This window comes from Halomonas sp. GD1P12 (assembly GCF_025725645.1).
Classification (GTDB): Bacteria; Pseudomonadota; Gammaproteobacteria; order Pseudomonadales; family Halomonadaceae; genus Vreelandella.
The window spans coordinates 1,565,712-1,591,589 of record NZ_CP107007.1 but is presented as its reverse complement, the minus strand read 5'-3'; the positions used below and the strand labels follow the sequence as shown (position 1 = coordinate 1,591,589).

22 protein-coding genes are annotated in these 25,878 nt (G+C 62.7%); 6 read left to right on the top strand and 16 right to left on the bottom strand.

Annotated features, from left to right (window positions below; genetic code table 11):
- Positions 1–16: 16 nt before the first annotated feature.
- The 14 genes from purF to leuC all read right to left on the bottom strand — a co-directional run bounded on the left by purF (position 17) and on the right by leuC (position 15,979).
- Positions 17–1,537 carry an amidophosphoribosyltransferase gene (gene purF / locus OCT39_RS07435; RefSeq protein WP_263587028.1) on the bottom strand — a complete coding sequence of 507 codons (1,521 nt, stop codon included), beginning with the start codon at positions 1,535–1,537 and terminating at the stop codon, positions 17–19.
- A gap of 99 nt (positions 1,538–1,636) precedes the next feature.
- Positions 1,637–2,227, bottom strand: a complete 591-nt coding sequence (locus OCT39_RS07430) for a CvpA family protein (protein ID WP_263587027.1) — start codon at positions 2,225–2,227, stop codon at positions 1,637–1,639.
- A 2-nt stretch (positions 2,228–2,229) separates the two neighbouring features.
- Complete coding sequence (locus tag OCT39_RS07425) at positions 2,230–2,901, bottom strand: SPOR domain-containing protein (protein ID WP_263587026.1); 672 nt, start codon at positions 2,899–2,901, stop codon at positions 2,230–2,232.
- 58 nt (positions 2,902–2,959) lie between these two features.
- Positions 2,960–4,249 carry a bifunctional tetrahydrofolate synthase/dihydrofolate synthase gene (gene folC, locus OCT39_RS07420; RefSeq protein ID WP_263587025.1) on the bottom strand — a complete coding sequence of 430 codons (1,290 nt, stop codon included), beginning with the start codon at positions 4,247–4,249 and terminating at the stop codon, positions 2,960–2,962.
- Positions 4,242–5,246 (bottom strand): acetyl-CoA carboxylase, carboxyltransferase subunit beta, encoded by a 1,005-nt coding sequence (gene accD, locus OCT39_RS07415; RefSeq protein ID WP_263587024.1) that lies wholly within the window; start codon positions 5,244–5,246, stop codon positions 4,242–4,244. Before accD ends, folC begins: the two co-directional genes overlap by 8 nt.
- A gap of 99 nt (positions 5,247–5,345) precedes the next feature.
- A complete protein-coding gene (gene trpA / locus OCT39_RS07410; protein ID WP_263587023.1) occupies positions 5,346–6,149 on the bottom strand; it encodes a tryptophan synthase subunit alpha in 804 nt (267 codons plus the stop codon).
- An 8-nt stretch (positions 6,150–6,157) separates the two neighbouring features.
- A complete protein-coding gene (trpB, locus tag OCT39_RS07405; protein ID WP_263587302.1) occupies positions 6,158–7,345 on the bottom strand; it encodes a tryptophan synthase subunit beta in 1,188 nt (395 codons plus the stop codon).
- Positions 7,346–7,490: 145 nt separating this feature from the next.
- Positions 7,491–8,120, bottom strand: a complete 630-nt coding sequence (locus OCT39_RS07400) for a phosphoribosylanthranilate isomerase (protein WP_263587022.1) — start codon at positions 8,118–8,120, stop codon at positions 7,491–7,493.
- A gap of 57 nt (positions 8,121–8,177) precedes the next feature.
- Positions 8,178–9,134, bottom strand: coding sequence for a tRNA pseudouridine(38-40) synthase TruA (truA, locus tag OCT39_RS07395; RefSeq protein WP_263587021.1), 957 nt, complete (start codon positions 9,132–9,134; stop codon positions 8,178–8,180).
- Positions 9,135–9,167: 33 nt separating this feature from the next.
- Positions 9,168–11,360: a FimV/HubP family polar landmark protein gene (locus OCT39_RS07390; RefSeq protein WP_263587020.1), complete on the bottom strand. Its 2,193-nt coding sequence runs from the start codon at positions 11,358–11,360 to the stop codon at positions 9,168–9,170.
- Between the two features lie 175 nt (positions 11,361–11,535).
- A complete protein-coding gene (asd, locus tag OCT39_RS07385; protein ID WP_263587019.1) occupies positions 11,536–12,648 on the bottom strand; it encodes an aspartate-semialdehyde dehydrogenase in 1,113 nt (370 codons plus the stop codon).
- Between the two features lie 98 nt (positions 12,649–12,746).
- A complete protein-coding gene (leuB, locus tag OCT39_RS07380; protein WP_263587018.1) occupies positions 12,747–13,829 on the bottom strand; it encodes a 3-isopropylmalate dehydrogenase in 1,083 nt (360 codons plus the stop codon).
- A gap of 29 nt (positions 13,830–13,858) precedes the next feature.
- Positions 13,859–14,506: a 3-isopropylmalate dehydratase small subunit gene (gene leuD, locus OCT39_RS07375; protein WP_263587017.1), complete on the bottom strand. Its 648-nt coding sequence runs from the start codon at positions 14,504–14,506 to the stop codon at positions 13,859–13,861.
- Between the two features lie 3 nt (positions 14,507–14,509).
- Positions 14,510–15,979, bottom strand: a complete 1,470-nt coding sequence (leuC, locus tag OCT39_RS07370; protein ID WP_263587016.1) for a 3-isopropylmalate dehydratase large subunit — start codon at positions 15,977–15,979, stop codon at positions 14,510–14,512.
- A 183-nt stretch (positions 15,980–16,162) separates the two neighbouring features.
- On the opposite strand from leuC, the gene OCT39_RS07365 reads away from it, so the two are divergent.
- From OCT39_RS07365 to OCT39_RS07345, 5 genes are all read left to right on the top strand, one after another.
- Positions 16,163–17,035: a LysR family transcriptional regulator gene (locus OCT39_RS07365; RefSeq protein ID WP_263587015.1), complete on the top strand. Its 873-nt coding sequence runs from the start codon at positions 16,163–16,165 to the stop codon at positions 17,033–17,035.
- 207 nt (positions 17,036–17,242) lie between these two features.
- Positions 17,243–19,669, top strand: a complete 2,427-nt coding sequence (gene pgaA, locus OCT39_RS07360; protein WP_263587014.1) for a poly-beta-1,6 N-acetyl-D-glucosamine export porin PgaA — start codon at positions 17,243–17,245, stop codon at positions 19,667–19,669.
- Positions 19,669–21,621 carry a poly-beta-1,6-N-acetyl-D-glucosamine N-deacetylase PgaB gene (pgaB, locus tag OCT39_RS07355; RefSeq protein WP_263587013.1) on the top strand — a complete coding sequence of 651 codons (1,953 nt, stop codon included), beginning with the start codon at positions 19,669–19,671 and terminating at the stop codon, positions 21,619–21,621. Before pgaA ends, pgaB begins: the two co-directional genes overlap by 1 nt.
- A complete protein-coding gene (pgaC, locus tag OCT39_RS07350; protein ID WP_263587012.1) occupies positions 21,618–22,892 on the top strand; it encodes a poly-beta-1,6-N-acetyl-D-glucosamine synthase in 1,275 nt (424 codons plus the stop codon). The genes pgaB and pgaC overlap by 4 nt, the downstream gene beginning before the upstream one ends.
- Positions 22,858–23,241, top strand: coding sequence for a PgaD family protein (locus tag OCT39_RS07345; RefSeq protein ID WP_263587011.1), 384 nt, complete (start codon positions 22,858–22,860; stop codon positions 23,239–23,241). The genes pgaC and OCT39_RS07345 overlap by 35 nt, the downstream gene beginning before the upstream one ends.
- 146 nt (positions 23,242–23,387) lie before the next feature.
- Here the strand turns inward: OCT39_RS07345 and OCT39_RS07340 are convergent, their stop codons facing one another.
- Positions 23,388–23,846: a hypothetical protein gene (locus tag OCT39_RS07340; protein ID WP_263587010.1), complete on the bottom strand. Its 459-nt coding sequence runs from the start codon at positions 23,844–23,846 to the stop codon at positions 23,388–23,390.
- Positions 23,847–23,932: 86 nt separating this feature from the next.
- Positions 23,933–24,349 (bottom strand): GFA family protein, encoded by a 417-nt coding sequence (locus OCT39_RS07335; RefSeq protein ID WP_263587009.1) that lies wholly within the window; start codon positions 24,347–24,349, stop codon positions 23,933–23,935.
- A gap of 202 nt (positions 24,350–24,551) precedes the next feature.
- Here OCT39_RS07335 and OCT39_RS07330 point away from each other — a divergent pair, with 202 nt between their 5' ends.
- Positions 24,552–25,865, top strand: a complete 1,314-nt coding sequence (locus OCT39_RS07330) for a hypothetical protein (protein ID WP_263587008.1) — start codon at positions 24,552–24,554, stop codon at positions 25,863–25,865.
- The last annotated feature ends 13 nt before the right edge of the window (positions 25,866–25,878 follow it).

Genomic DNA, 25,878 nt, shown 5'->3' with positions numbered 1-25,878 from the left:
GCAATCCGTGGGCGTGTCAGTCGTCCAGATCGTCGTCCTGGTTGTGCATGTCGACCAGCGCGTGATCGCCGGCGCTTTGATCCTTGGCGGCATCGTTGCGGTTGGCTTCCAGCACGGCCAGGTACGCCTCGTCGATATCGCCGGTCACGTAATGTCCGTCGAAGACCGAGCAGTCGAACTCCTTCATGTCGGGGTTCACTTCGCGGCACGCCTCTTTCAGGTCGTCAAGGTCCTGATAGAAAATGCGGTCGGCGCCGATCAGCTCGCCCACTTCCGCTTCCGTGCGCCCATGAGCGATCAGCTCCGAGGCGACCGGCATGTCGATGCCGTAGACGTTCGGGTAGCGAACCGGCGGCGCGGCGGAGGCGAAGTAGACGTTGCGCGCGCCGGCGTCGCGAGCCATCTGGATGATCTGCTTGCAGGTCGTGCCGCGCACGATGGAATCGTCCACGAGCAGCACGTTCTTGCCGCGAAACTCGACGTCGATCGCGTTGAGCTTTTGACGCACTGATTTTTTGCGCTGGGTTTGGCCCGGCATGATGAAGGTCCGCCCAATGTAGCGGTTCTTCATGAACCCTTCGCGATAGGTCACGCCCAGGTGCTGTGCCATCTCCAGCGCCGAGGTGCGCGAGGTATCGGGAATCGGGATGACCACATCGATATCGTGATCCGGCCACTCGTTGAGGATACGATCGCCAAGCTTGCGGCCCATCTGCATGCGCGTGCCGTACACATAGGCGCCGTCGAGCAGCGAGTCCGGGCGCGCGAGATAAACGTGCTCGAAAATGCAGGAGTAAAGCTCGGGGCGGTCCGCGCACACCTGGGTGTGGTAGTTGCCCTGCATGTCGACGAAGATCGCCTCGCCCGGGCCCAGGTCGCGCTCGAGCTCGAAGCCACCGACGTCCAGCGCCACGGATTCCGACGCGATCATGACCTCCTGGGTATCGCCCTCCTGACGGGTACCGAACACCACCGGGCGAATGCCGTGCGGATCGCGAAATGCGACCATGCCGAAGCCGTTGATGATCGCTACCGCCGCATAGCCGCCCTTGCAGCGACGATGCACCCGGCGCACCGCATCGAAGATGTCCTCGGCGGTCAAATGCAGGCCTTGCTTTCCGAGCTCGTGGGCGAACACGTTGAGCAGCACTTCCGAATCGGAGCTCGTATTGATGTGGCGAAGATCGGTCGAAAAAAGCTCCTGCTTCAACTGCTCGGAGTTGGTCAGGTTACCGTTGTGCGCCAGCGCAATGCCGTAGGGCGAGTTGACGTAAAACGGCTGGGATTCGGCTTCGCTCGAGGAGCCCGCCGTTGGGTAGCGCACGTGACCGATCCCCAGATGACCTTTCAAGCGCGCCATGTGGCGGGTGTGGAAGACATCGCGCACCAGGCCATTGCTCTTGCGCAGTAGAAAGCGTCCCTCGCTCCACGTCATCATGCCCGCGGCGTCCTGCCCTCGGTGCTGAAGTACGGTCAGCGCATCGTAAATGCCCTGATTCACCGCTTGCCCGGCCAGAAGGCCCACAATACCGCACATTCGTGTTACCTCTCTTTGTGCTGCGGCTTACCCCAAGGCAAGCTCGAGCGTGTTCAAACCTGAATGTTACTTGTCCGCCATCGCTATTTCCCCGCCGCGTCAACGCACGTTCGAGGAGGGCAAAGGCGCACTCGAGGAGTCGTCCGACGGCCCAAACGAGCGAAGCTCGGGCAGGCTGATATCGCGAAGCGATTCGGGCGCTCGGGGAAGCTCGCGCTCCCATTGATTAAGCTGGCTGACGGCCCAGTCTCTTAGTTCGATGAAGGGGGGGCGTAGGCTCGCCTGCTGCCAGGCCTGTAAATCCGAAAACGGCGTCAAGGTGATCAGGACCGTGGCGATCAACAGCACCACTACGCCCCGGGCCAAGCCAAAGGCGGCGCCGGCGAAGCGGTTCAAAAGCCCCATGCCGACCCACACGATCGCTGCGTGCACCAGTCGAATCACGATGCCGCAAAGCAGAATCACCGCAAAGATCACCAGCGCAAAGGCCAACACCAGGCGCGCATCGTAGCTGTCGATCATGCCGCTCAAGAGCTCGGCGACCGGGTCGGCGAGCACCCGGGCCACCATTAGCGCCACGACCCAGGCGCTCAGCCCCAGCGCTTCACGAACGAAGCCACGCAAAAACCCCACCATCATGGACAGTGCCATCACGGCCAGAAACAGCGCATCGAGCCAGGTGAGCGCCATCGTCAATCTCTAACCCGCACCAGCAGCCCCTGAACGTTGGCCCGCTGTTTGATCAGCGCCATCGCCGACTCACCCTCTTCCGAGGTGGCATAGGGGCCGACGTAGACCGAGGTGAGGTTGTTGTCCCGCGCGCGGCGAAAAGCGCTGAACCCCTGGTTCGAAAGCTGCTCCGAGAGGCGCTGGGCGTTGGAGATATCGCCGAAGCTGCCAACTTGAACCGCCCACTCACCCTGCGCGGCAGTCGCGGGTGCCGAGGCGGATTGGCTCGCACTCGATGACGTGCTCGACGTTGCCGTGTTGGCCGCCACGATCTCGGCGATCGGGTCCGACTGGGCCGGCGCCTCTTCTGTCGGCTGCGAGGCGTTGGAGCCACTCTGGGCGGCGGCGACGCGATCGGTGAGGGGTGCCCGGGGGTCGGCCGGCACGGCATCAATAGCCTCCTGACCATCGCCACCCTGGGCCGATTCACCGTCGGTCAGCGCCTCGACGCTCGCCGGTGCCTGGGGCGCGGGAACGTCACGACGCGCCACGCTTTCGGGCTGTTCAATGACGAACGTGGGCTGAGGACGCTCCTCGCGAGGAGCCGGGTCGCCCATCAGCCACGGCACAAAAATCGCCAGCAGCGCCAGGAGTATCACGATTCCGCTAATGCGTTCCGCTTTACCGTATTTCATATCCCTCTCCTTACAGCGTGGGGTCGGCTCGAGCGCCAGATGTAGCGCGGTGGCTGTGTCAGGCCTGCGGCAGCGGGTACTCCAAAAGCGCGGCAACGGTTTTGAACGACCCCATGGCGAGTACGCGATCACGGCCGTCGAGCTCGGCCCCAATGATGTCGACGCCCTGTGTAGGAGAATCGGCCAAAGCGTGAACCACGCCGCCCTTCGCTCTAATGCGCTCGGCAAGATCCTCGGCGGGCCGCCCGCGCTCACCGTTAAGGCTTACGCAGACCCAGTCGCTGATGCAAGGCATCAGGGCCTCCAGCACGCCATCGGCGTCCTTGTCCTTGAGCATACCGATCAGCGCCCACTGGCGAGCGCCTTCGTCGAGCGTTGGCAAACGGCTGGCGACATAGCGAGCGGCGTGAGGGTTGTGACCTACGTCCAGGCACCACTGCCCGATCCACTGCATCCTGCCGGCCACGATCAGCGAGCGAAACGCCTGGTTGACCAGCGCGGCGTCGAAGCTCACGCCGACGAGTGCAAGCGCCTGGAGTGCGGTGGCGGCGTTGTCGATGGGAAGCCCCGGGTCGATGAGCGCATCCAGGGAGACGGTGTCGCCTTCGTCGGTCAAGCCGTGCCAGCACCAGCGGGTGATCAGATCGTTACTCGCCTTGGCGTCAGCGCTGTGCTTGAAGGCCACGCCCAGCGCATGAAGCGTCGAGGCCATTTCGATAGCGGTCTCGGCGACGCTCACCGGCAGAGACCGGCTGCCTAACACGGCGGGCTTCAGCGGCCGGAAAATACCGGCTTTTTCGCGACCGATCTGCTCGATGTCGGTGCCCAGGTAATCGGCGTGATCGAGGGCGACAGTCGTCACGATACTCACGTCCGGCTCGACGATATTGACCGCGTCCAGACGCCCACCCAATCCCACTTCCAGAAACGCCAGATCCAGCGCCTGCTGAGAAAGACACCACAGCGCACAGAGCGTTCCCGCCTCGAAATAGGTCAGGCTGATCGCCGGCTCCTGAGTGCGCGCCTTTTCGACCCGCTCGAAGCCTTCGATCAACTCGGTGTCACCGGCAAGCTGGCCGTTGATCGTTACGCGCTCGTTGTAGCGTACCAGGTGCGGCGAGGTATAGGTGCCGGTGCGGTAGCCGTGAGCGCGGGCGACGGCCTCCATCATGGCAAGCGTCGAGCCCTTGCCGTTGGTGCCTGCCACCATGACTACGCGCGTGGCGACCGGTCGCTCCAAAAGGCCCATGCGCTCGGCCACGTTTGACACGCGCTCGAGCCCCATGTCGATACCCACCGGGTGCAGGGTTTCCAGGTGTTCGAGCCAGCCGGCTAACGTGTCAGGCATTGCGGTTGGCTTCATCGCTTGAAGAGCCGGTCGGGGCCGCCTTGGACTTGGCTTCGACCTCGCTTGCCAGCGCCTCCTCGTCTACCACCGGCTCATTGACCTCGGCCGCTGCCTCGACGCTCTCCTGATCAAGAGGGCGCGCGCTCTGGTGGGTGAGCTTGCGCAGTACGCCGCCGACCCGCTCGCGCATTTCGTGGCGATGAACGATCATGTCGACGGTGCCGTGCTCGAGCAAAAACTCGCTGCGCTGGAACCCTTCCGGAAGCGTTTCGCGCACCGTCTGCTCGATGACCCGCGGGCCGGCAAAGCCGATCAGCGCGTTGGGCTCGGCGATGTTGAGATCACCGAGCATCGCAAGCGACGCCGACACGCCGCCGAAGACCGGGTCGGTCAGCACGGAGACATAAGGCACGCCCGCCTGCTTGAGCTTTTCAAGCGCCGCGGAGGTCTTGGCCATCTGCATCAGGGAGAACAGCGCCTCCTGCATGCGCGCCCCGCCGGAGGCGCCAAAGCAGACCAGCGGAATTTCCTCTTCGAGGGCGACGGTCGCCGCGCGGACGAATTTCTCGCCCACGATCGCGCCCATCGAGCCGCCCATGAAGGTGAATTCAAACGAGACGGCGACGATCGGCAGACCGTCGAGCTCGCCGCGCATGGCGATCAGCGCATCCTTCTCGCCGGTCTCCTTCTGAGCGGCGCTCAAGCGGTCCTTGTACTTTTTGGAGTCCTTGAACTTGAGCCGGTCGACGGGTTCGAGATCGGCAGCGATCTCCTGGCGCCCTTGCTTGTCCAAAAACCAGTCAAGGCGTTTGCGCGCGGTCAGCCTCAAGTGGTGGTCGCACTTGGGGCAAACGTTTTGATGTTTTTCCAGCTCCGGCAGGTAGAGAACCGCTTCACACTTGGGGCATTTACGCCAAAGACCGTCGGGCACGCTGGCACGACGGTCCTTACGCTGGATACGGCCCATGGAGGGTACGATTTTGTCTAACCAGCTCATATCAAAAAGGCTTCCGTAGTCGTCAACGCCCGGCCTTGCCAGGCTGTGAGTGTCGTCGATCAAAGTTCGTCATAAAAACAGTTTAGCCGATGAAGAGGCTCAGGCGTCCATCGCGGCGCGCATCTCGGCAAGCACGCTTTTAAGCTCGCCGGCGATCACCTCCGGCGTCTCCAGATTATCGGCAATGCGGTTCACCAGCGCACTGCCGACTATGACGCCATCGGCCACCTTGGAGACCTCGGCGGCGGTGACGCCGTCGCGAATGCCAAAGCCCACGCAGAGCGGGAGATTCGTCATTTCACGCAGCGGCGCGAGATGCTCGGCCACGTCCTGAGCGTTGAGCGTGGCGGCGCCGGTGACGCCCTTGAGCGACACGTAATAAAGATACCCTTCACCGTGGGCGCATATTGTAGCGGCTCGGGCATTGGAAGTGGTAGGTGCAACCAGGAAAATTGCCGCCAAATCACGTGCTTTCAATAGCGGCCCGAACTCCTCGGCCTCTTCTGGCGGCATGTCCACCACCAGTACACCGTCCACGCCAACGCTTGCCGCCCGGTCGGCGAAATGGGCATAGCCAATGCGTTCGATCGGATTCAGGTAGCCCATCAGCACCACCGGCGTTTCACTATCGGCCTGGCGAAACTCGGCGACCATGTCCAGAAGGTCCACCAGCCGGGTGCCTTTGGAGAGTGCGCGCTCGCAGGCCTTTTGAATCACCGGGCCGTCGGCCATGGGGTCGGAAAACGGCACGCCCAGCTCGATCACGTCGGCACCGGCCTCGACCAGGGCGTGCATGAAGCCCACGGTGTGCTCCGGGCCCGGGTCGCCGGCGGTGATGTAGGGGATCAAGGCCTTGCGGCCCTGGCGTTTGAGTTCGTCGAAGCGCTGATCGATACGGTTCATGCTCACCCTTAAAACTTGAGTCCATCAATGTCGGCAACGGTCATGATGTCCTTGTCGCCACGACCCGAGAGATTGACCACGATGTGCTGGTCAGCACGCATGGTCGGCGCCAGCACCTTGGCGTGCGCCAGCGCGTGGGCGGACTCCAGCGCCGGCATGATGCCTTCCATGCGGGTCAGCTCGCGAAACGCCTCGAGCACCTCTTTATCGTTGGCAGCCACGTAGTTGACGCGCCCGGCATCCTTCCAGAGCGAATGCTCCGGACCCACGCCCGGGTAGTCGAGCCCGGCAGAGATCGAGTGAGTGTCCGACACCTGCCCCGCTTCGTCAGACATCAAATAGGTACGGTTGCCGTGCAGCACGCCTCTGGGGGCATTGGAGGCCAAAGGGGCGGCGTGGCGGCCGGTTTCGACGCCGTCGCCGCCGGCTTCGACGCCGTACATGGCGACATCGTCATCCTCCAGAAACGGGTAAAAGAGCCCGATGGCGTTGGAGCCACCGCCCACGCAGGCGACCAGCGCATCCGGCAGCCGGCCGATCTGCTCGAGCGACTGTCTGCGCGCTTCCCGCCCGGTCACGGCGTTGAAGTCACGCACCAGCTGTGGGTACGGGTGCGGGCCCGCCACGGTGCCGATGATGTAGAAGGTGTTATCGACGTTGGTGACCCAGTCCCTGAGCGCCTCGTTCATGGCGTCCTTCAGCGTGCGCGTGCCGGACTCGACCGGAATCACCCGAGCGCCGAGCAGGTGCATGCGGTAAACGTTGAGCTTCTGGCGCTCGACGTCCGTCGCACCCATGTAGACGTCACACTCAAGCCCCAGCCTTGCTGCGACCGTGGCGGTGGCCACACCGTGCTGGCCGGCACCGGTTTCGGCGATCACCCGAGGCTTGCCAGTCTTTTTCGCCAACAGCGCCTGGCCAATGGTGTTGTTCACCTTGTGCGCGCCGGTGTGGTTCAGATCCTCGCGCTTGAGCCAGATCTGCGCGCCGCCGAGCGCCTCGGACCAGCGTTTGGCATGATAAAGCGGCGAGGGTCGGCCGACATAATGGGCCAGATCGAAATCGAACTCGGCCTGAAAGTCCGGGTCGTCGCGCAGGCTGGCGTAGGTCTTTTCCAGGTCTTCGAGCGCGAAGCTCAGGGTTTCCGACACGAAGCGACCACCGTAGGGGCCGTAGTGGCCGCGCGCGTCCGGCATTTTGGTCAAATCGCTGAACCGGGTCTTCACAGTTTCGGTATCACCAGTCGCTGAAACAGTCACAGAGGTACCTCACAAGATCGCCCGAGCAGGCAAACGGTAAATGAACGTGGTTATTGAGTGAATAGAACCTGATGGCCTCGACTCAGTAGCAAGCCCCGGCGTCGCCGAGTGCTACCTGGCGCACGAAACCGCTCATCGCCACCGGGTCCTTGACGCCCGGGGCGGCCTCGATACCACCGGAGACATCCAGCGCAAAAGGCGCTACGCGCGCCACCGCGTCACCGGCGTTGGCCGGGGTCAATCCACCGGCGAGGATAACAGGTTTTTCGAGATCTGCGGGAATTCTGGACCAGTCGAAGGTTTCCCCGGTTCCGCCGGGAACGCCCGGGCGATAGGCATCGAGCAGCAGCGCCCGGGCGCCCGAGTACTCCCGCGCCGCGCGCTGAAGATCCACGTCGTCGCGCATGCGCAGCGCCTTGATCCAGGGCCGCCCGAACTGCTCGCAAAACGCCGCTGATTCGTTGCCGTGGAACTGCAGCAGATCGAGAGTCGGTAGACACCGCTCAATGACCTCCACCGGCTGGTCGACGAAGAGCCCGACCCTTGTGACGAAGGCCGGCACTCGGGCACTCAACGCCTCCAGACGCGCTTGGGAAACGGCGCGCTTGCTGCCCGGCCACATGACGAACCCCAGCGCGTCGACGCCGAGGCCCACGGCGGCGTCGATATCCTCCGCTCGGGTCATTCCACAAAACTTGATGCGCGTGCGCATGGCGCTTCTCCGGATAACGGGGATTTAGGGCCTGCAAAGCCGTTGGCCCGGCAAGGCTTAGCTTGCAGAATTTTCATCAACAGGATTTTCGCGGGCAGGCGAATCCATTTTGGGGGCGAAAGAAAGCTTGCGGCGAGCGGCGATGCGTGGATTGTCTGGAAGCGTACGGTCACCGGTCCACTCACCGGTGAACGCCAGAAGATGGGGCCCCAGCGGCTCGCGGGGAAGCGCGAAGCGCTCGTCGAAGACCGAGTCGACGAAGTGAAGCCCGCAGGCCGGCGCGGTGACGTCGCCATCCCGGCGGCTTTTCTTCGCCAGTAGCGCCGCAATGTAGCTTTCATCCTTTGCGCCGCGCCCCACGCTTGCCAGTGCCCCCGCGATATTGCGGATCATGTGGTGCAAAAAGGCGTTGCCCTGAATGTCGATTACCACCAGCTGTCCGTGGCGGCTCACTTCGCAAAAATGCATCTGCCGCCAGGGCGTTTTGGATTGGCACCCCGCCGCGCGAAAGCTCGAAAAGTCGTGCTCGCCCACCAGCGCCTGGGCGGCGCGATGCATGGCGGGCGCATCCAGCGGGTCGCGACACCAGGTGACCTGATGGCGCTCGAGCACCGGGCGGCTGGGCTGGTTCAAGAAGACGTAGCGGTAGCGCCGTGCCAGCGCCCCCAGGCGAGAGTGGAAATCGTCGCCGACCGGTTTGACCCAGCGAATGGCGACATCCCTGGGGAGGTTGGTATTGGCGCCGAAGATCCAGGCCTTTTCGCTGCGCGCGGCCGGCGGGTCGAAGTGAACGATCTGGCGGGTCGCGTGGACGCCGGAGTCGGTGCGACCGCTTGCGTGGATCTGCACCGGCGCGCCGGCCACTTTAGCCAGCGCCTCCTCCACCGCCGCCTGAACGGAAGCGGCGTGCTTCAAGCGTTGAAAGCCGCAAAAGCGTGTGCCGTCGTATTCAATACCGAGCGCCAGCCGTCCGTCGAGCGGCGTGGTTTCATCGAAATGGTAAAAAAGCGTCATCAGCCACGCCGTATTGGAAATCAGGGAAAAGGATCAGCCATTATCCCGACGTCGCGGTTTAAATGCTACCTCCTCGATTTCCCACTCGGGGCTCGACGCTGGCGTCTCGGCTACGGGCGGCGGGTACTCACTCGGGGCAGACGGCGCTTCATCGGTAGTCGTCAGGCTTTCAGGCCGGTAGTCGATGGTATGGTTGGGCGGCCGAGCCGGCTTTTGAGGCGCCAGCGCCAGTGCTTCCTCTTCCTCTGCCGTGGCGGGTGCGGGCTCCCCGACGCTCGACGCCATCGAGGCCCCACCCTCTTCCCACTCGCTTGGCGCTGGCCGAACGCGCGCTTGGCCGCTCAAGGCGCGACGCTCGAGCGCCAGGGTCTGCGGCACGGGCGCCTCGGTGATGGCGTGAAAGGTCGGGGGTTCTTGTGCCTCGCGGGCGCGCTCTTTCTCGCCGAGCGACACGTTTGTCGGCGCGGGTTCCTCGACGGCGGCGGGTGGCACGGCGGCGGGCGGTTCGGGCTGGTGGGCGGCCTCCGGTGCAGGCGCTTTGGTTGGCTCCACGGGCGCGGCACTTGCCGGCGCGGCGGGCTTTACGGTGGGCTCGGCCCGGGCGGGGCCGGCGGGTGCGGGCCTGGCCGACGCGTCAGGGCTCACGGGCGACGGCGCGGCGACTGGGGCAGGCTCCCACTGGCGCTCGCGGCGTTTGCGACTGATCACCATCGCGGCCAGCAATAGCGCCAACCCAAGCCCTACCGGCCAGACCCAGTGCTCGCGTAAAAGCGCCAGCGGCCCGAGAGAAACCTCGCGGGCGCTGCTTTGCGCCGCCGTGCTGGGCGCCGGTGCGTCAGGCGCCGCCGCGCCAGATAGCGTTTGGGTCGTTGGCGTCTGAGCAGGAGTCGAGGCCAGGGCGCGCACCTCGTCGAGCGCCTGGCGCAGCTCGGCCACCTCAAGTGTGAGCGACTCGATCTCGGCGGCCTGGCGCGCCTGCTCGTCGAGCATCGCGCGATACTCGCTTTCCGTCGGCGCGGCTTCAACCGTGGCGAAAGGCGAAAGCGAGGCCAGCACCTGGCCAAGCACATCGGTGGACAGCGGGCTGTTGGCCCAGGCCCGACCGTCGGGGATCGGCTCGCCGCTGACCGCCAGTGCCGCCTCGATACTTTGCGGTGTGACCTCCCGGCTCGGCGTCTCACTGGCCAGATCGTTCATCAGCGCAAGCGCCTCGACCAACTCGCCACCGTCCCCTGCGACCTCTTCGCGCTCTTCTTCTCCAGCGCTTTCCGCCATCAGCGGCGCGTCCGTGGCTGGTGAGCGCTCGCTGGGTGCAGGCGCCTCGGTTGGCAGACGCTCGGCGGAATCTGCGGGCTCTTCAAGCGGAGCGTTTTGCGCCATTTGTGAGCTGGAGGCCGGCGGCGGGTCGGACTCGATACCGGGCGCCTGGATCGCCGCGCTTCGCGCAGTGACGGCCTGCGCCGCCTGCTGCGGGCTAAGGCGCAACGCCTGCTCTCGTCCCGGGATCTCGAGGCGCTGGCCAACTCTGAGAGTGTCGATGCCACCGCTTTCGAAGGCCGCCGGGTTGGCATCGGCCAGGGCGATGACCATCTGCTGAACGTCGACGCCGGGCGGGCGGGTGCGAAGCGCGATGTTCCACAGCGTGTCGCCGCGGGCGACCGTGGCATGGGATGCGCCTGGCGAGGACGTGCCTGTTGAGGACGTGCCTGTCGAGGACGCCGTTGGCGCGTCCCACGGCGCGTTGGAAGACAAGGCAGATGCCGGTGCCGGTTGCGAAGGCGACGATACAGGCGCGGGAGTGGCGGCAAGCCCAGTGTCCGTCGTGCCAGGCAGATAATCCACCGGGTCGAACAGCAGCGTAACCATCTGCGTCTGGCGACCGCTTGGCGTGGTCAGCGTAATCAGCACGTCGAGCCAGGGCGTATCGACGGCGCGGGCGCCGCTCAAGCGTAAGAACGTACGCCCGTTCTGACGCACTGGAATGACCTCGACGTCAGAGAGCAGCGGCGACCAGGCAAGGCCCAGAGCGCTGAACGCGGCGGGCTCGGCCACGGCCGCGCTGATATCCTCGACGCGCAGGTTATCAACGGCCAGCAGGCTGATCCTGGCATCGAGCGGTGCCTGCAGCGGCGAAAGCGTCGTGGCCGGCCCGAACTCTACGGCAAGCGTTGCCGGACTGAGCGTTGCAAGAGCGCACCAGACGCCCCCGGCGAGCGTTTTTTTCATCCAGGCCCCTCGAGATTGATTACCCAGCGCCCACCGCGCAGGCACTCCATCATACTTTATTACCATACCCCAGTGAGTACGACCCTCCTACGCGAGTTTAGCGATTTTTTAGCCGGGCAAATAAAAAGGGAGGCCGCCTGGGCCTCCCTTTTTCAAGCGATGACGACGCTCGCGATCAGTGCTCGCGCAGAATCTTCAGCATGCGCTTGAGCGGCTCCGCCGCGCCCCACAGAAGCTGGTCGCCAACGCTAAAGGCGGAGAGATACTCGCCGCCCATGTTGAGCTTACGCAACCGCCCTACCGGCACGTCCAGCGTGCCGGTCACGGCGGTCGGCGTGAGGCCGGCGATGGTCGCTTCCTTGTCGTTGGGAATCAGCTTGACCCAGTCGTTATGCTTGGCGATGCGGTCCTCGATCTCGTCGAGCGGCACATCCTGCTTGAGCTTGATGGTGAACGCCTGGCTGTGCGAGCGCATGGCGCCAATGCGCACGCAAAGTCCGTCGATCGGAATCGGGTTGTCGCCAAGCCCCAGAATCTTGTTGGTCTCGACGAAGCCCTTCCACTCTTCGCGGCTTTGACCGCTGTCGAGCTTGCTGTCGATCCAGGGGATCAGGCTACCGGCCAAGGGTGCTGTAAAGTTCTCAGTGGGGAAATCTCCCCCGCGCATTTTGGCGGTCACTTGGCGGTCGATCTCCAGAATGGCGCTGGCCGGATCGGCAAGCTCCGACGCCACGCTTTCGCGCAGATCGCCCATCTGGTTCAAAAGCTCGCGCATGTGCTTGGCGCCGGAGCCGGAGGCGGCCTGGTAGGTCATCGAGGTCATCCACTCGATCATGTTGGCCTCGAAAAGCCCGCCTAGCCCCATTAGCATCAGGCTGACGGTACAGTTGCCGCCCACGAAGGTTTTAGCGCCCTTGGCCAGCTGCTCGTCGATGACGTGGCGATTGACCGGGTCGAGCACGATGGTCGCTTCGTCTTCCATGCGCAGGGTGCTGGCGGCGTCGATCCAGTAGCCGTTCCAACCGCTGTTGCGCAGATCGCCGTACACCTTTTTGGTGTAGTCGCCGCCCTGGCAGGTAATGATCACGTCCAGCGCCTTGAGCGCCTCGATATCGAAGGCGTCCTTGAGCGCAGGCACGTCGACACCGATGTCGGGGCCTGGCTGGCCGACCTGAGAGGTGGTGAAGAACACCGGTTCGATGCCGTTGAAATCACCCTCTTCCTGCATACGGTTCATGAGTACCGAACCCACCATGCCCCGCCAACCGACAAAACCGACCTTCAACATGCTTTGATCTCCCGTAAATTGAATCCTGTCTCACCACTATAACAAAAGACGTCGGCCGCTGCGCAAAGCGGCCGACGCCGTGGAAAACGAAGCGACCATCAGGCCAGCGCGTTGAACGCCTCGATTACCGCGTCACCCATCTCGACGGTGGACACGCTGGTTTCGCCTTGCTTTGCGATGTCTGCCGTGCGAAGACCCTGGTCGAGCACGTTGCCCACCGCGGTTTCGATGCGCTCGGCCAGGCCGGCTTCGTTCAGCGAATAACGCAGCATCATGGCCACCGAGAGCATCATGGCCAGCGGGTTGGCGATGTTCTTCCCGGCGATATCCGGGGCGCTGCCGTGGCAGGGCTCGTACATGCCCTGGCCAGTTTCGTTGAGCGAAGCCGAGGGCAGCATGCCGATGGAGCCGGTGAGCATGGCGGCGGCATCCGACAGGATATCGCCGAACATGTTGCCGGTGACCACCACGTCGAACTGTTTGGGCGCGCGCACCAGCTGCATGGCGGCGTTATCGACGTACATGTGCGAGAGCTCGACGTCCGGGTACTCCGGCGCCAGCCGCTCCATGACTTCGCGCCACAGAATGGTGACCTCGAGTACGTTGGCCTTGTCCACGGAGCAGAGTTTCTTTCCGCGCTTTTGCGCCATTTCGAAGGCGACCCGGCCAATGCGCTCGATCTCACTTTCCGAATAGATGTAGGTGTTGAAACCTACGCGCTCGCCGTCACGCTCCTCGATGCCGCGGGGCTGGCCAAAGTAGATGCCGCCGGTAAGCTCGCGCACGATCATGATATCGAGCCCGGCCACCAGTTCAGGCTTCAGGCTCGAGGCGCTGGCCAGCTGCGGATACAAAAGCGCCGGGCGCAGGTTACCGAAAAGCCCGAGGTTCTTGCGCAGGCCCAAAAGGCCCTTCTCAGGACGTTTGGAGAGATCCTCGATCTTGTCCCACTTCGGACCGCCGACGGCGGCGAGCAGGATGGCATCGGCAGATGTGGCTTTTTCAAGCGTCTCAGCGGGCAGCGGCTCGCCATGAGCGTCATAGGCGCTACCGCCCACCAGGGCTTCTTCGACCTCGATATCGAGCCCTGCGTCCTGGCAGGCTTTCAACAGGCGCGCAGCCTGGGCGGCGATTTCCGGGCCGATACCGTCGCCGGGCAGCAGCAATACTTTCTGGGTCATACGAATTCCTTAAAAAGCGTCGGTAAACGTCAAGCACTCTGACGGAAAAGCCACGGGCGCGCCTGGCGGTGCTTCTCCTCGAACGCGCGAATGGCGTCCTCGTCCTGCAGCGTAATGCCGATATCATCCAACCCTTCGAGCAGGCAGTGCTTGCGAAAGGCGTCTACCTCGAAGGGGAAGGCGTCGCCGCCGGGCGTGGTCACGCGCTGATTTTCCAGATCGACGTCGAGCCGGTAGCCCTGCATCGCTTCGACTTCCTGAAACAGCTGCTCGACCTGCTCTTCGGGCAGCGTGATCAGCAGAATGCCGTTCTTGAAGGCGTTGTTGTAGAAGATATCGGCGAAGCTTGGCGCGATGACCACGCGAAAACCGAAGTCTTCCAGCGCCCAGGGGGCGTGTTCGCGGGAGCTGCCGCAGCCGAAGTTGCGCCGGGCGAGCAGCACCTGGGCGTCCTGGTAGCGCGGCTGATTGAGCACGAAGCCGTCGTTGAGCGGGCGCTTGGAGCAGTCCTGGCCGGGCTGGCCCTCGTCGAGGTAACGAAGCTCGTCGAACAGGTTCACGCCAAAGCCGGTGCGCTTGATGGATTTAAGAAACTGCTTCGGAATAATCAGGTCGGTGTCGACGTTGGCGCGATCCAGCGGTGCCACCAGACCCTCGATGCGTTCGAACTTTTTCATGGCTTAGGCCTCCTGGGCGTGGTTGGCATCATTGGCGGGGAGCGTGCGCACGTCGACGAAGTGGCCGGCGATCGCGGCGGCGGCGGCCATCGCCGGGCTCACCAGATGGGTGCGCCCGCCGTAGCCCTGACGGCCCTCGAAGTTACGGTTCGAGGTCGAGGCGCAGTGCTCGCCGGCGCCGAGCTTGTCGGCGTTCATCGCCAGACACATCGAACAGCCCGGCTCGCGCCACTCGAAGCCCGCGTCAGTAAAGATTTTGTCGAGGCCTTCGGCTTCCGCCTGGCGCTTCACGAGCCCCGAGCCCGGCACCACCATGGCGAGCTTGATGGAGTCCGCCACTTTCTTACCCTTGGCGACCTTCGCGGCCTCGCGCAAATCCTCGATGCGCGAGTTGGTGCAGGAGCCGATGAACACCTTGTCGAGTTTGATATCGGTGATCTTCTGGTTCGCCTGCAGGCCCATGTACTCCAGCGCCCGGGTGTGGCTGCGCTTGACGGTGTCATCGGAGGCGGCCAGCGGATCCGGCACCTGGCCGGAGATGCCGGTGACCATTTCGGGGCTCGTGCCCCAGCTCACCTGAGGCTCGATCTCTTCGGCCTTGAGGGTCACGACCTTGTCGAAATGAGCATCGTCATCGGACACCAGCGCGCGCCAATCGGCCACCGCGGCCTCCCACTGCTCCTCGGTCGGGGCGAAGGGGCGTTTGGCCAGATAGTCGATGGTGGTGTCGTCGACGCCGATCAGGCCCACCCGGGCGCCGGCTTCGATGGCCATGTTGCACACGGTCATGCGCCCTTCCATCGATAGCGAACCGATGGCGCTGCCGGCGAACTCGATGGCGTAGCCGGTGCCGCCGGCGGTGCCGATCTCACCGATGATCGCCAGCACCACGTCCTTGGCGGTCACGCCAAGGCCAAGCTCGCCTTCCACCCGCACCTGCATGTTCTTCATTTTTTGCGCCAGCAGGCATTGGGTCGCCAGCACGTGCTCGACTTCCGAGGTACCAATGCCGTGGGCGAGCGCGGCGAAGGCGCCGTGGGTCGCGGTATGGGAGTCACCGCACACCACGGTCATGCCGGGAAGCGTGGCGCCCTGCTCCGGGCCCACCACGTGCACGATGCCCTGGCGCGGGTCGTTGATCTTGAACTCTTCGATGCCGTACTCGACGCAGTTGTCGTCGAGTGTCTGTACCTGGATCAGCGAGACCGGGTCTTCGATGCCACTGTTGCCGGCGGCGCGCTCCTTCTGCGTCGTCGGCACGTTGTGATCCGGCGTTGCCAGGTTGGCATCGAGGCGCCAGGGCCTGCGCTTGGCCAAGCGCAGACCCTCGAAGGCTTGGGGCGAGGTCACTTCATGGAGCAACTGGCGGTCGATGTAAATGAGCGCGGTACCGTCGTCGCGCTGCTTGACCAGATGCTGATTCCAGAGTTTGTCGTAAAGGGTTTGACCTGACGTGGCGTGTTGCTCTGACATGCTGCTCTCCCGGGCGGTGCCCTGCTGATTCGGTCCGGTGCTCTTTCAAGCCGCCTCTTCGGGCGTTATAGGGTCAATCGTTATGTATAGCGTCAGTGTCACGCGCCTCGCGCATAAAAGCAATTCATGTTATTCATGCAATAGATTCCATAATGGAATAGCAGCCCACCGAGTAAAAACGCCATGGATACCCAAAGTCTGCAGGCTTTCATTGCCGTCGCCGATACGCAGAGCTTTTCGCGGGCCGCCGAGCAGCTTCATCTTACCCAGCCGGCCATCAGTAAGCGCATCGCCACGCTCGAGACCCAGGTAGGCGCGCGGCTTTTTGATCGCATCGGGCGGCGCATTTCGCTGACGGAGGCGGGCCGGCTACTACGGCCTCGCGCGCTTCATATCATGCAGTCGGTCGAAGATAGCCGACGGGCGCTGGCCAATCTTTCCGGTCAGGTAGGCGGAACGCTGACGCTCGGCACGAGCCATCACATCGGGCTTCATCGTCTGCCGCCGATCTTGAAGCGCTACACCGAGCGCCATCCGAACGTGGCGCTGGACCTTCGCTTTCAGGACTCGGAGCTCGCCTACCAGGGCGTCATCGATGGCACGCTCGAAATCGCCGTAGTCACCCTCGCCCCGACACCGTCCGAACAGCTCGAAACGGCCGAACTCTGGCGTGACAGACTCTGCTTCGTCTGCGCGCCGGATCATCCGCTGGCGCGTAAGCAGACACCACTCACCCTGGACAGGCTCAGCACCTTTACCTGTGTCATGCCCGGGCTCAAAACATTCACTCACTCGCTGATCGAAAAGCGCTTTCTTGGCGTCGGTCTTACGCTGTCCGTGGGGATGGCGACCAACTACCTCGAAACGCTTAAAATGATGTGCAGCGTTGGGCTTGGCTGGAGCGTACTGCCGGAAAAAATGCTCGACGACACACTTGTGGAACTAAACGTTGAAACGCCGCCCATTGAGCGCCCGCTTGGCTATCTCGTCCATACCGACCGTACGCTCTCCAATGCGGCCAGGCAGATGATCGAGGCGCTGACGGCAAGCTATTGAAAAGCTGTACGAGTAGCTTTCATTCTAATGATTAAAATAAAATTAAAACCCATTAAAAGGCATTAATTACACCTTGTTTAGAAACGAAATAGGCACTTATATCGTTCAATTTTCTTCCTGATTTTACATTAAGTAAACTCCTATACACTAAAAGTTACATTTACTTACACAAATGTGACCACTCTAGCCTGTGTAGGATACGCACCCATGCAAAGCCCTCTTCGCCGCTTTTGGCCTCTTGGCCTGCTCGCAAGCCTGATGGCAGGAGCGGCCCATGGTCAAAGCACCACGGATCTCACCCGTGAAGCACTGGTTCTAGACGCGCGGGAGGGCAACCTGACCTCCTCGATCAGCGGTCTCGAAACGCTCTATCGACAGACCGGCGATGAATGGGTGCGTGCTGATTTGATCGCGCTTCTACTGCGCGCCGAACGCTTCGACGATGCGCTGGCCGTTTGCGCCGGCTGCTCTCTGGAGCAGTACCGCTCCAACGAACTCGAAAACCTTGGCGGCGCGGCGCGGCGCGTGCAGGCCCATGAGCAGGCGCTGGCCTTCTATCAGGCGCTGGCGCGGCGTGATCCGCAAAATGGCCAGGGGTATCTAGGGCAGGCGCTGGTCAATACCGACCTCGAGCGCTACACCCAGGCTCAAATCAACCTCGAGAACTACGAGCAGGTCGCGGGCACGACGGCGCAGGGGCTGGAGGCGCGCGGCTATCTTGCCTCGCGCACGCAAAACGCCACCCAGGAGCTCGCTGCCCGCCAGGCGCTGATCGAGCGGGATCCGAGCAACACAAGCGAACTGCAGGCGATTTACCGCTTGGCGGTAGGTTTGGGCGCCAGCGGCGCGGCACGCGATCTGATGAATCAGAATCCGGACGTTTTCAGTGCCAGCGACCGGCTTTGGCTGGCCTATTACGAAGCGGTCACCGATATTCGCCTTGGCATTCATACCGATACACCCTCGCGCACTGCAAGCGGGCTCAGCCAGCTCGAAACCGTGCTGGCCAACGCTGAGCTTCCCGATCAGCTCAAAACGCTGGCCGAGTACGACAAGGTGGTCGCGCTTGCCGAGCTTCGACGCTTTAGTGAAGCCGAGGCACTCTCCAAACGCCTGGAGCTTCAGCACGGCACCCTGCCCGATTACGTGCTCCGCGCCCGTGCGCTGGCACTTGGCGGTCTTGGCCACCCCGATGAGTCCGCCACGCTCTATCGCGGGATCATCGCGCGCTCGCCGGGTATGGCGATCAACCCGGACGACCCACTCAACGAGGGATTGTTCTTTAGCTACACCGATGCGCAGCGCTTTGCCGAAGCCGACCGGCTATTAAAAAGCTGGCTCACTCAGGAGCCGGAGTACCGCTGGGACTTTACCCGCACGACGCAAATTCCCAACGCCAACTACCAAAAGGTGCTGCTGCTCGATGTGCTGCTGACCGCCTGGCGCGGCCGGATAGGGGAAGCGAGCGACAGGCTGGCGGCCTATCAGGACCAGGCGCCTGGCGACCCTTACCTGGCGATTACCCAAGGCGATCTCGAGCGTATTCGAGGCTTGCCGCGAAAGGCTGAAGCCACCTACCAAAGCGCCGAGCCCATGCTTGCGCCGGATCAGCGCTATCAGGCCGAGCACGGCGTCCTTTTATCGCGGCTTCAGCGCGGCCAGTGGGCCGGCACGACGGATGCAATCGCCCGCGAGATCACTGATGCCCGGCCCAGCCCGTCCCGCGATGAGCTGGCCCGCGAGTGGCGCGAGGCCCGTGCCCCGCAGCTGAGCGCTTCGTTTACCCGGAGCAGCGGCGAAGGCGTGAGCACCCAGGCATCGAAAGAGTGGCGCTCGCAAGTGCGCCTCGACGGGCCGCGTAATGCCCAGGGGTCGCGCCCGTTCATCACTCAAACCAATCAGTACGGCGAGTTCGACGACCAGGACCTGCGCGCGGGCACGACCGTTGCGGGCTACGAGCTCAACCTGTACCCGGCAACGGTGGTCCTGTCGGCGGGTCACGGCGCTCAACTGGGCAATGACTTCGTCGCTCAGGCCGAACTCAGATACGCCGCCAGCGATCACGTGACGGCCACCGTCGCGGCGGAGCACAACACCCTCGACACCCCGCTTCGCGCGCTCAACGACGGCGTCAGCGCCGACCGCTATCGCGGTGAAATCGCCCTTTACCGCGACGAACGCGGCGCAGGCGCCCTTGGCGTGTCGGCAATGGATTTCGATGACGGCAACCTTCGCCGCTCGGCCTACGGCTACTGGCGCGAGACGCTCTATCACCTGGACCGCTGGCAGGTGAACGGCGAGGCCCAGGTCGCAGCATCGGCCAATGACGAGGTCGAGGCGAGCTACTTCAACCCCGAGCGCGATGCGAACGTGGCGGGCGTGCTGTCGGTGAACTACGAAATCCCGCTGGACTACCGCCAAAGCTTCATTCAAACGCTGTCGCTCGGCGCTGGACGCTACTGGCAAAAAGAGTTCGACGACGAGAACACCTGGTCGATCGGCTACGGCCACCGTTTCGAGCTTGCCCCCACGTTCAGTCTCGAATACGGCATCACCCGCGAACGCGCGGTGTATGACGGCATTGCCGAGTACGACAACACCTTCACCGCTGGCTTTATCTGGAGATTCTTGTAATGCACTGGCGCACGCTCATTACCGGTCTGGTGTTGCTCTTGTTGAGCGTTCAGGCGCACGCCGAACGCACCCCTGACGATTTCGTCGTCATCAGCTACCACGACGTGGTCGACCGTCAGGTCACGCCGAACCTGCCGATCTACCCCCAGACCATTACCCGCGCCCGACTGGTCGAGCACTTCAACTTGATCGATGCCGAGGGCTACCGGCCGGTCAGTTTTCAGCAGATCCTCGATGCCCGTAACGGCGGCGCACCGCTGCCGGACAAGGCGGTCCTGTTGACCTTCGACGACGGCTACGCAAGCTTTTACGACATCGTCTTTCCGCTGTTGAAGCTTTATGATTTCCCCGCCGTCCAGGCCGTGGTGGGCAGTTGGCTCGACGTGCCTGCCGGCGGCCAGGTGCCCTACGGCAATATCACCCTACCCCGCAGCCGTTTTTTGAGCTGGGATCAGGTCCGCGAGCTCGACGAGTCGCCGCTGGTCGAGATCGCCTCGCATACTTTCGATCTTCACCAGGGTGTGCTCGGCAACCCTCAGGGCAACGAGCAGGGTGCGGCGGTTACCACGATCTGGAACCGCCAGACCGGCTATGAAAGCGAAGCCGCCTATACCGCGCGCATTCGCGCCGACATGGCCCGCACCCGCGAGCAGTTCGAAGAGCACCTGGGGCGCGAGCCGCGCATGATGGTCTGGCCCTACGGTGCTTACAGCCAGGCGACCATCGATCTGGCCGCCGAAGTAGGCATGCGCTACACCTTCAGCCTTTTGAGCTCGCCCAACCGCTCAGGCGAGTCGCTTGCGAGCATTCACCGCTACCTGATCGATCAGGAGACCAGCCTGGAGACCCTGGGCGAGATTCTCGCCAACAACGTGTGGGAGAAAGAGTCCCTTCGCATCGTACACGTGGATCTGGACTACGTTTTTGATCCGGACCCGGTTCAGCAGGAGCAGAATCTGGATCGACTGATTCAGCGTATCTATAGCTACGGCATCACCACGGTTTATCTCCAGGCGTTCGCCGACCCGGAGGGTGACGGCGTTGCCAACGAGCTCTATTTCCCCAACCGCCACCTGCCGATGCGTGCCGATTTGTTCAACCGCGTGGCCTGGCAGCTCAAAAAGCGCGCCGGCGTGAAGGTGTACGCCTGGATGCCGGTGCTCTCCTTCGATCTCGGTGACGGCCATCGCTACGTTCTCAACGACCGCACCGGAGGCGAGGCGCCGGAGCACTACCGCAGGCTCACCCCATTCGATGCCGACAACCGCCGCATTATCAACGAGATCTACCAGGATCTGGGGCGTCTGACCAAGTTCGACGGCGTGCTCTTTCACGACGACGCCTTTTTCACCGATCACGAGGACGCAAGCCCGGCGGCACTCAGCGCCTATGAAAACGCCGGCCTGCCCGGTGATATCGAAGCGCTTCAGCAGGAGAATCAGATACAGCGCTGGACCGACTTCAAGGAGCAGTACCTGGCGGACTTTACTCGGGAGCTTTTACGCTCGGCCAACTACTACCGTCAGTCGGACAACAAGGCGTTCACCAGCTCGCGCAACCTGTACGCCACCACGATCATGAACCCGGAAAGTCAGCAGTGGTTCTCGCAAAGTCCCGAAGGCTTCGCTCAGGCCTACAACTACGTGGCGGTCATGGCGATGCCTTACATGGAGGAGGCAGACGACGACCCCAACGGCTGGCTCAGAGAGCTTGCTCGGCGTTCACTTTCCCGGGTCAGTGCCCAGCAGCTCGTGTTCGAACTTCAAACTCAGGACTGGCGTACCCAGACACCGATTCCGAGTGAAGAGATCGCCGAGTGGATCCGTATTCTGCGAGAGGAAGGTATCAAGCACATCGGCTACTACCCGGACGATTTCCATGAAAATCATCCCAATATCGACGTGATCAGACCGTACTTTTCCCAGGGCCAACGCTTTAGAAAACTGCCATGAACCTACTCGACCTTCTGGCCACCTTTACGCTTGGCTACCCAAGTGTCATGGCCACCATCTGGATCTGCGGTGGCGTGTATTTCTACCTGCACTGGGAGCGCAAGCAGCCCAAGACGACCCCGTTTCAGTTCGACCCGTCGGCCCCGGCGGTCACGGTGCTGCTGCCCTGTTACAACGAGGGCCTGAACGTCGACGAGACGGTGCAGCACCTGTTCAAGCAGAACTACCCGAACATGGACGTCGTGGCGATCAACGACGGCAGTCGCGATGACACGCTGGCTCGCCTACAGGTGCTCGCCGCGCGCTACCCCAAATTGACAGTGCTGGATCAGCCCAACCAGGGCAAGGCCAGCGCCATGAACAACGGCCTGGCCCACGCCAGCGGCGACATCATCGTGGGCATCGATGGCGATGCGATTCTCGATTACGACGCCGTCGGCTTCATGGTCAGCCACTTCGTCGCAAGCCCTCGCGTGAGCGGCGTCACTGGCAACCCCCGGGTGAGAACCCGCTCGACGGCGATCGGCAAGATTCAAACCGGCGAGTTCTCGGCGATCATCGGCCTGATCAAACGCGCCCAGCGCATCTACGGCATGGTGTTCACCATCTCGGGCGTCATCTGCGCATTTCGCCGTCAGGCGATCGAGAAGATCGGTGGCTGGAGCACCGACATGATCACCGAAGACATCGATGTGAGCTGGCGCCTCCAGCTCGACGGTGGCCAGGTTCGCTACGAGCCCCGCGCCATGTGCTGGGTGCTGATGCCGGAAACCCTGCGCGGACTTTTCAAGCAGCGCCTGCGCTGGGCCCAGGGCGGTGGCGAAGTGTTTCTGCGCTACTTCACCCAAACCATGCGCTGGAAGAACCGTCGCTTCTGGATCCTGATGCTCGAGTACATCGTCAGCGTCGTCTGGTGCTACTCGGTACTGGCGCTGATCGTTGCGTGGCTGGTCAGCAAGGCGCTGACGCCGGACGAGTGGCCGGTGACCGGCAGCGTGCTCTCCTATTTCAGCAGCATTTTGATTTTCATCAGTTTCATTCAGTTTTCGGTGAGTTTTTACATCGACAGCCGTTACGACCGCGACATTCTCAAGTGCGTTTACTGGAGCATCTGGTACCCCTTCGCGTACTGGATACTCAACCTGGTCACCGTGATCATCGCCTTCCCCAAAGCGATGACGCGCCAAAAAGGACGGCTAGCCACCTGGCAAAGCCCCGACAGAGGAGAGCCCTTCAATGAGCAACAAGCTGATGCCCGTGATCATCGATAACCCTTGCCAAAAATGCTGGCAGTACCGCACGCGCGATACCGTGATGGCGCTGGCAACGCTCGGCTTATGGCTGGTGGTACTTTCAAGGCTGCATACGTTCTACACCGTCGAGGATGCCATCATCGAACAGCTCTACAGCTCGACGATGCTGCAGCTGCTGGCGGCAGGCTTCATCGTCACGTTCCTGACCTTTCATTTGTGGGCGGTGTACAACCGCTACCTCTACAAAAACCTTCTGCGCCGCGCCGAACGCGTCGCCGCTATCCCGTTAATCGAGAATGAGTACGCAGCGCCCTTCTCGACCGATATGGGCACGATCTTCCAGCCGGAGAAGGAAGTAGTTCGCTAATCGTTTTCAAAAAAGTACTACGTAAAACGCCCGGGTCGACGTGCATCGCCCGGGCGTTTTCCTTAAGGCCAGTGCCAATACTCCGTTGATCTGGAGAACGTACCGCTTTCAAGCGTTTAACCCACGCGCTCCCTTCAGGCAGCGAGCTAGCGAAACAGGTTACGTCCGCGTTTTTTGCGCCGGTAAAAACCGGACGCCAAAAACGCAAGCCCCAATCCCATCAGCATGCTGACCCCTTTAGCCGCGGCTCCTCCCATTGGGCTACCGTGCCAAAGAGCGTGGCCCATAAAGGCGAGCATCGCGGTCGTGATTAGCACTCCGGCAAGCATCAGCGCCTGCCAGGGGACCCACACTTCGCGGGGTCTCTCGCGCTTTCCTCGCGCCAGCCCCCAGCCGGCGGCCAGCGCGATCGTGCCGAGCCCGGTCAACAGGGAGAAGAAGATGGCAAGACTCAGTGCCCCTTCCGTCAACGAATCGCTCAGCTCACCGATAAGCGCGTAGCCCATCAGCAGGCCCAGCAAAAGCGTGACCAGCCCTACCAGCGCAATGATCGCGCCGGCTATTCGTTGAGCCGCGCTCAAACGGCGCGGGCGAAACGTGTTCACAAGAAGGTCCTCATTGATAGAGCTTACCGGCCCCGAGTAGAAAACCATCCTGAAACGAGGCCAGTTCTTGCATCTTCACGCTTGCCTCAGGCGTGTTTGGCAAAAAGCTCTTCGCCGGTCAGGTCGTGGGTTCGCTCACAAAACGAGTAGAACGCCGGCTTCTGGTCGATGAAGACCTGGCTTTTGAGCCGCCACGCACCGTCGCTCTGCAAAAGCCCCACCGGCACCAGATACTCCCCGGACGCGTTGAGGCGAAAGAACAGGTGCGTGCCGCAGCCGCTACAGAAGCCGCGCTGCGCCCACTCGGACGAAGCGAACGTCGAGATCCGCTCTTCCCCTTCGAAATCGACGCGGGTACCGCAGCTGGCTACCATCAGCGGCCCCCCGCTCCACTGGCGGCACGTCGCGCAGTGGCAAACGTCGACGTTCAGGCTTTCCGGGCGGGCGGTGATGCTAACGGCGCCGCAAACACAGCGGCCCTGATGCTCTGACAAGGTTTCCATGACACTCTCCCATCGTTGTTATTGAAAAAATCGCTGTTACAACAGCCAGCCGTTGCCATCACTCGATGGTACGCAAAGTCTTTAACGATAATCAAAGGATAGCCGCTTATCGCGTGCGCCAACTGATTAACACGCGACAGACCGCGCTGGTTTTTACGGGCCGATTTCATTAGCCTGCGAGTCACGTTTTAAAGGAGTCTTCATGGACAGAACCACCGCGCGGCGGCGTCTGGCGGGAACGCTGGCGTTTTCGGGTTTAGTGGCGCAAATCGCCGGCTTCACGCCCTGGACCGATACACATCCGCTTGTGAGCTACCTGCTGTGGGCGGCGGTGGTGCTGCTATGGAACGATATTCCGCGCCGCTCGCGACTTCAGGCGGGCGTACTGATCGGGATGGGGGCGTCGATGCTGCTGACCGCCCATCTGGTGTACGGAGCACCCATCGACTGGCCGCACGTGCTCGAAGGCAACGTATTCGTCGTCGCGATGCTGGTCGGGGTGAGCTTCATTTCGCTGGTGGGGCGCCAGGGCAATCGGCCCGCGGCGGGCAAGCGGCTCACCGGCAGCGGCGGCGTGTTGCGCACCTGGCTGGGGGTTCATTTTCTCGGCACGATTTTAAACCTCTCCACGGTCTTCATGGTGGGCGACCGGATCGCGCGACGCGCGCCGCTCACCGCCCCCCAGTTTCTGGCGCTGAACCGCGGACTCTCGAGTGCGGCACTCTGGTCGCCGTTTTTCGCCTCGATGGGCGTGGTGATCGCTCTGGCACCGGCGGTCGAGTACAGCCAGATTGCGCTGGTGGGCTTTCCGATTGCGATGCTCTCCGGGGTGATCACTACCTTCGAGCTTAATCGGCGCTTCGATTTGCGCGAGGTCGATGGCTTTTCGCTTTCGCCGAAAAGCCTGTTCATGCCGCTGGGCATGGCCATGGGCGTCATGCTGTTTCACTTCGTGCTGACACCGCTGCTGTCGATCGTCAGCATCATTACCTTTCTGGTTCCCGCCGTAGCGGTGGTGGCGAACCTGCACGAAGGACCGGCCTTTACCGTCAAACGGGTTCGACAGCACGTTTTCAACCGCCTGCCCGCGATGCGCGGCGAGCTTTCACTGTTTTTGGCGGCGGGGCTTTTGACCATCGGGCTTTCAACGCTGGTCAGCGCGGCGGCGGGTGACGACTGGACGCTCTTCGAGCACTTCGGGATCGTTCAGGCGATGGCGAGTTTCGCCGCCATTACGATAAGCGCGCTGGCCGGGCTTCACCCGATCATCGGCGTCTCGATACTGGCCTCGGTCCTGAACCTGGACGCTCAGGAGCAGACGCTCTTCGCCTTCGTGGCGCTCAGCGGCTGGGCGGTCGGCACCAGTGTCGGGCCGCTTTCCGGGATCAACCTGTCGCTGCAGGGGCGCTATGGCGTCAGCGGCTATCAGATGATGCACGACAATCTGGTGTACGCCGCCATCATGAGCCTGCTCTCGCTGGCGGCGATCGCAGGCATCGGAACGTTCGGAAACTGAGCCGGCGTCACAA

Bases quoted from the DNA above. Each gene is read 5' to 3' on its own strand.
- purF (WP_263587028.1), bottom strand. From the start codon at position 1,537: ATGTGCGGTATTGTGGGCCTTCTGGCCGGGCAAGCGGTGAATCAGGGC.
- OCT39_RS07430 (WP_263587027.1), bottom strand. From the start codon at position 2,227: ATGGCGCTCACCTGGCTCGATGCGCTGTTTCTGGCCGTGATGGCACTG.
- OCT39_RS07425 (WP_263587026.1), bottom strand. From the start codon at position 2,901: ATGAAATACGGTAAAGCGGAACGCATTAGCGGAATCGTGATACTCCTG.
- folC (WP_263587025.1), bottom strand. From the start codon at position 4,249: ATGCCTGACACGTTAGCCGGCTGGCTCGAACACCTGGAAACCCTGCAC.
- accD (WP_263587024.1), bottom strand. From the start codon at position 5,246: ATGAGCTGGTTAGACAAAATCGTACCCTCCATGGGCCGTATCCAGCGT.
- trpA (WP_263587023.1), bottom strand. From the start codon at position 6,149: ATGAACCGTATCGATCAGCGCTTCGACGAACTCAAACGCCAGGGCCGC.
- trpB (WP_263587302.1), bottom strand. From the start codon at position 7,345: ATGCCGGACGCGCGCGGCCACTACGGCCCCTACGGTGGTCGCTTCGTG.
- OCT39_RS07400 (WP_263587022.1), bottom strand. From the start codon at position 8,120: ATGCGCACGCGCATCAAGTTTTGTGGAATGACCCGAGCGGAGGATATC.
- truA (WP_263587021.1), bottom strand. From the start codon at position 9,134: ATGACGCTTTTTTACCATTTCGATGAAACCACGCCGCTCGACGGACGG.
- OCT39_RS07390 (WP_263587020.1), bottom strand. From the start codon at position 11,360: ATGAAAAAAACGCTCGCCGGGGGCGTCTGGTGCGCTCTTGCAACGCTC.
- asd (WP_263587019.1), bottom strand. From the start codon at position 12,648: ATGTTGAAGGTCGGTTTTGTCGGTTGGCGGGGCATGGTGGGTTCGGTA.
- leuB (WP_263587018.1), bottom strand. From the start codon at position 13,829: ATGACCCAGAAAGTATTGCTGCTGCCCGGCGACGGTATCGGCCCGGAA.
- leuD (WP_263587017.1), bottom strand. From the start codon at position 14,506: ATGAAAAAGTTCGAACGCATCGAGGGTCTGGTGGCACCGCTGGATCGC.
- leuC (WP_263587016.1), bottom strand. From the start codon at position 15,979: ATGTCAGAGCAACACGCCACGTCAGGTCAAACCCTTTACGACAAACTC.
- OCT39_RS07365 (WP_263587015.1), top strand. From the start codon at position 16,163: ATGGATACCCAAAGTCTGCAGGCTTTCATTGCCGTCGCCGATACGCAG.
- pgaA (WP_263587014.1), top strand. From the start codon at position 17,243: ATGCAAAGCCCTCTTCGCCGCTTTTGGCCTCTTGGCCTGCTCGCAAGC.
- pgaB (WP_263587013.1), top strand. From the start codon at position 19,669: ATGCACTGGCGCACGCTCATTACCGGTCTGGTGTTGCTCTTGTTGAGC.
- pgaC (WP_263587012.1), top strand. From the start codon at position 21,618: ATGAACCTACTCGACCTTCTGGCCACCTTTACGCTTGGCTACCCAAGT.
- OCT39_RS07345 (WP_263587011.1), top strand. From the start codon at position 22,858: ATGAGCAACAAGCTGATGCCCGTGATCATCGATAACCCTTGCCAAAAA.
- OCT39_RS07335 (WP_263587009.1), bottom strand. From the start codon at position 24,349: ATGGAAACCTTGTCAGAGCATCAGGGCCGCTGTGTTTGCGGCGCCGTT.
- OCT39_RS07330 (WP_263587008.1), top strand. From the start codon at position 24,552: ATGGACAGAACCACCGCGCGGCGGCGTCTGGCGGGAACGCTGGCGTTT.